A 5020-nucleotide genomic window follows, 5' to 3' on the forward strand; every position below is an offset into this window, starting at 1 on the left:
GGTCCGCGTCCCGGCGGCGGCCCCGGTGGTAACCGTCCGAACCCGGGCATGATGCCGCAGCGTCCCGCCGCGGGCCCGCGTCCCGGTGGTGGCCCCGGCGGTGGCCGTGGTCCCGGCGGCGGCGGTCGTCCGGGTGGCGGCGGCGGTCGTCCCGGTGGCGGCGGCTTCGCCGGTCGTCCCGGTGGCGGCGGCGGTGGCGGTTTCGCCGGTCGTCCCGGTGGTCCCGGTGGCGGTGGCGGCGGTTTCGCCGGCCGTCCCGGCGGTGGCGGCGGTGGCCGTCCCGGCTTCGGCGGTCGTCCCGGTGGCCCGGGTGGCCGTGGTGGCACACAGGGTGCGTTCGGCCGTCCCGGCGGGCCCGCCCGTCGTGGTCGCAAGTCGAAGCGGCAGAGGCGCCAGGAGTACGAGGCCATGCAGGCCCCGTCGGTGGGCGGCGTCATGCTGCCTCGCGGCAACGGACAGTCCGTCCGTCTGTCGCGCGGTGCGTCCCTCACGGACTTCGCGGAGAAGATCGGTGCCAACCCGGCGTCGCTCGTCGCCGTGATGATGAACCTCGGCGAGATGGTCACTGCCACGCAGTCCGTCTCCGACGAGACGCTGAAGCTCCTCGCGGACGAGATGAACTACATCCTCGAGATCGTCAGCCCCGAGGAGGAGGACCGCGAGCTGCTCGAGTCCTTCGACATCGAGTTCGGCGAGGACGAGGGTGGCGAGGAGTTCCTCGTCGCGCGTCCGCCGGTCGTGACCGTCATGGGTCACGTCGACCACGGTAAGACCCGACTGCTCGACACCATCCGCAAGACGAACGTCATCGCGGGTGAGGCCGGCGGCATCACGCAGCACATCGGTGCGTACCAGGTCACGACCGAGGTCAACGACGAAGACCGCAAGATCACCTTCATCGACACCCCCGGTCACGAGGCGTTCACCGCCATGCGTGCCCGTGGTGCGAAGTCGACCGACATCGCGATCCTCGTGGTCGCGGCCAACGACGGCGTCATGCCCCAGACGGTCGAGGCGCTCAACCACGCCAAGGCCGCCGAGGTCCCGATCGTCGTCGCGGTCAACAAGATCGACGTCGAGGGTGCCGACCCGACCAAGGTGCGCGGTCAGCTGACCGAGTACGGCCTGGTGGCCGAGGAGTACGGCGGCGACACCATGTTCGTCGACATCTCCGCCAAGCAGGGTCTGAACATCGACTCCCTGCTCGAGGCCGTGGTCCTGACCGCGGACGCCTCGCTCGACCTGCGGGCCAACCCGGAGCAGGACGCGCAGGGTATTGCGATCGAGTCCCACCTCGACCGTGGTCGCGGTGCCGTCTCGACCGTCCTCGTCCAGCGAGGCACGCTGCGCATCGGCGACACGATGGTGGTCGGCGACGCGTACGGCCGAGTCCGCGCGATGCTCGACGACAACGGGAACAACGTCGAGGAAGCGGGTCCCTCGACCCCCGTCCTCGTGCTCGGTCTCACCAACGTCCCGGGTGCCGGCGACAACTTCCTGGTGGTCGACGAGGACCGTACGGCCCGTCAGATCGCCGAGAAGCGTGCCGCTCGCGAGCGCAACGCCAACTTCGCGCGCCGCGGCGTCCGGTTCTCCCTGGAGAACCTGGACGAGGCCCTCAAGGCCGGTCTGGTGCAGGAGCTCAACCTCATCATCAAGGGCGACGCGTCCGGTTCGGTGGAGGCCCTCGAGTCCTCGCTGCTCCAGCTCGACGTCGGTGAAGAGGTCGACATCCGCGTCCTGCACCGCGGTGTGGGTGCGGTCACCGAGTCCGACATCAACCTGGCGACCGGCTCCGACGCCATCGTCATCGGCTTCAACGTCCGGGCAGCCGGCCGTGCGCAGCAGATGGCGGAGCGCGAGGGCGTCGACGTCCGGTACTACTCGGTGATCTACCAGGCCATCGAGGAGATCGAGGCGGCCCTCAAGGGCATGCTCAAGCCGGAGTACGAAGAGGTCGAGCTCGGCACGGCGGAGATCCGCGAGGTCTTCAAGTCGTCCAAGCTGGGCAACATCGCCGGTGTGCTCGTCCGGTCCGGCGAGGTCAAGCGCAACACCAAGGCGCGCCTGCTGCGCGATGGCAAGGTCATCGCGGAGAACCTCAACATCTCCGGTCTGCGTCGCTTCAAGGACGACGTCACCGAGATCCGCGAAGGCTTCGAGGGTGGTATCAACCTCGGAAACTTCAACGACATCAAGGTCGACGACGTCATCGCGACGTACGAGATGCGCGAGAAGCCGCGCGTCTGAGCGGTGCAGTAAGCGATCGGGGCCGATCGGCGGGACTTATTTCCGTCGATCGGCCCCGGCCGTTGCGTGTACGGTTCCCGTATCGGCGTCCAGAACCGGCGCCCATACGACCCCGAACCGGCGGGACATCCGGACACACACATGTATGTGGGGACTCTGTCCTTCGATCTGCTCCTCGGCGACGTCCACTCGCTGAAGGAAAAACGCTCCCTCGTCCGTCCGATCGTGGCCGAACTCCAGCGCAAGTACGCGGTGAGTGCGGCGGAGACGGGCAATCAGGACCTCCACCGCAGGGCCGAGATCGGGCTCGCGGTGGTCTCCGGGGACACGGCGCACCTCTCCGACGTACTGGACCGCTGCGAGCGGCTGGTGGCCGGGCGCCCCGAGGTGGAACTGCTCTCGGTTCGACGCAGGCTCCACAGCGACGAAGACTGAAGCAAGAAGACTTACGCACCACAGTGGTTAGTTACTAAGGAGACGGCAGTGGCCGACAACGCGCGCGCCAAGAGGCTGGCGGACCTCATCCGAGAGGTGGTGGCCCAGAAGCTGCAGCGCGGGATCAAGGACCCGCGCCTCGGCACCCACGTCACCATCACGGACACCCGGGTCACGGGTGACCTGCGGGAGGCCACCGTCTTCTACACGGTGTACGGGGACGACGAGGAGCGGGCCGAGGTGGCCGCCGGTCTGGAGAGCGCCAAGGGCATCCTGCGCTCCGCAGTCGGCGCGGCGGCCGGCGTGAAGTTCACGCCGACGCTGACGTTCGTCGCGGACGCCCTGCCGGACAACGCGAAGACGATCGAGGACCTCCTCGACAAGGCGCGGTCCTCCGACGCCCAGGTGCGCGAGGCGTCCGCGGGCGCCACGTTCGCCGGTGACGCCGACCCGTACAAGAAGCCCGAGGACGATTCCTCGGACGAGGACGGCGACGCCTGAGCATGTCCGACCGCACCCCACCGCCCGACGGCCTTGTCATCGTCGACAAGCCGTCGGGCTTCACTTCGCACGACGTCGTGGCCAAGATGCGCGGGATCGCCAAGACCCGCAAGGTCGGCCACGCGGGCACCCTCGACCCGATGGCGACGGGCGTCCTCGTGCTCGGCGTCGAGCGCGCCACCAAGCTCCTCGGTCACCTCGCGCTGACCGAGAAGGAGTACCTGGGCACGATCCGGCTCGGGCAGAACACGCTCACCGACGACGCGGAGGGCGAGATCACGTCCTCCACCGACGCGTCCGGCGTGCGGCGCGAGGCCGTCGACGCGGGCGTCGCCAGGCTGACCGGCGACATCATGCAGGTGCCGTCCAAGGTCAGCGCCATCAAGATCAAGGGCGTGCGCTCGTACAAGCGGGCCAGGGACGGCGAGGACTTCGAGATCCCGGCACGGCCGGTGACCGTCTCCTCCTTCGCCGTGTACGACGTCCGCGACGCGGTCGCCGAGGACGGCACCCCGGTGCTCGACCTGGTCGTGTCCGTGGTCTGCTCCTCGGGTACGTACATCCGCGCGCTCGCCCGTGACCTGGGCGCCGATCTCGGCGTCGGCGGGCATCTGACGGCGCTGCGCCGCACCCGCGTCGGCCCGTACAAGCTGGACTCGGCACGCACCCTGGACCAGCTCCAGGAGTCGCTCACCGTGATGCCGGTGGCCGAGGCGGCCGCCGCCGCGTTCCCCCGCTGGGACGTCGACGTGCGCCGCGCGAAGCTGCTGCTCAACGGCGTTCGGCTGGAGATGCCCGGGGAGTACGCGGGCGCCGGGCCGGTCGCCGTGTTCGACGCGGACGGCGCGTTCGTCGCCCTCGTCGAGGAGTCCAAGGGCAAGGCCAAGAGCCTGGCCGTCTTCGGCTGAGGGGCAGTCGGCCCCGGATTTTCGGTGGAGCGGCGGATTCCGGTCTCACGGGTGGCCGCCGCTCCACGTTCCCCCTCTCAAGGGTCTATCCGCTGCACCCCTCCACTTCACCCCTTCGAGCAGGCGCTCGGAGTGAACCAGGGGAGTGGAAGGGGGCGCGTTCGCCCCGGGCGCTGTCCCGCTGATCACCGCGCGCCTACCGTCGAGGAGACGGGGCGTGGCGGGAGGTTCAGACCATGGTGGATCCGCCTCTGGTACGGATCTGTGATCTGGCCGGGCGGCCGCGCGGAGCGGGGTTCGCCGCGGACGACCGCGGCACCGTCGTCACCAGTCACGAGGCGGTGGACGGGCTCGGACAGGTCGTCCTGCACGCGCCCGGCGGAGCGACCTGTGTGGTGGGACCCGACGCCGTCGTCACCCTGCCCGACGTCGACCTCGCCCTGGTGCGCGCCGAGGGGCTCGGCGCGCCGCCGCTGCCGGTCGGGGCGCGCGGGGCCATGGAGGCGGGCGCGTACGTACGGATCCCGGCCGGTGGCTGGCGCGAGGCGCGGGTCCTCGGACACACGGCCGTCACCTACACGGCCACCGACCGCTTCCACCTCCTCGACGACGCCATGGAGCTGGCGGTCGGCACGGCCGGGGCCGACGCGCTGCGGCTCGGCGGCGGGGCGGCCGGCGGGCCGGTGCTCGACGCCGGGACCGGGGCCGTCGTCGGCGTGCTCGGCACGGCGCTGCAGGCCGGGCACCGGGCCGCGGGGTTCGCCGTACCGCTGCGGGCCGCTGCCGCCGGGGACCCGCGGGGACCGCTCGCCGAACTGCTCGCGCGCAACGCGGCGACCGTGCCCGCGTACGGCCGCGATCTGAACCTCGCCGGGGTGCTCCAGCTGACCGCCGTCTCCGTCGGCAGCGACGGACCGGCCGACGGC

5 protein-coding genes are annotated in these 5020 nt (G+C 70.7%); all 5 read left to right on the forward strand.

All coding sequences use genetic code 11. The features are described 5' to 3' along the window. Positions 1-2250 (forward strand): translation initiation factor IF-2 (gene infB / locus RBJ77_RS56995; RefSeq protein WP_372352185.1); only part of this gene is annotated, 2250 nt, incomplete at its 5' end. A 141-nt stretch (positions 2251-2391) separates the two neighbouring features. Further along, entirely contained in the window at positions 2392-2685 is a 294-nt protein-coding gene (locus RBJ77_RS57000; RefSeq protein ID WP_108016025.1) for a DUF503 domain-containing protein, read from the forward strand. Between the two features lie 48 nt (positions 2686-2733). Continuing rightward, positions 2734-3186: a 30S ribosome-binding factor RbfA gene (gene rbfA / locus RBJ77_RS57005; RefSeq protein WP_255981466.1), complete on the forward strand. Its 453-nt coding sequence runs from the start codon at positions 2734-2736 to the stop codon at positions 3184-3186. Between the two features lie 2 nt (positions 3187-3188). Further along, a complete protein-coding gene (gene truB / locus RBJ77_RS57010; RefSeq protein ID WP_372352186.1) occupies positions 3189-4094 on the forward strand; it encodes a tRNA pseudouridine(55) synthase TruB in 906 nt (301 codons plus the stop codon). A gap of 236 nt (positions 4095-4330) precedes the next feature. Beyond that, positions 4331-5020, forward strand: a 690-nt coding sequence (locus RBJ77_RS57015; RefSeq protein ID WP_372352187.1) for a trypsin-like peptidase domain-containing protein, incomplete at its 3' end; no start/stop codon positions are given.

This window comes from Streptomyces sp. KL116D, from assembly GCF_030766975.1.
In the GTDB taxonomy this organism is placed as follows: Bacteria; Actinomycetota; Actinomycetes; order Streptomycetales; family Streptomycetaceae; genus Streptomyces; species Streptomyces longispororuber_A.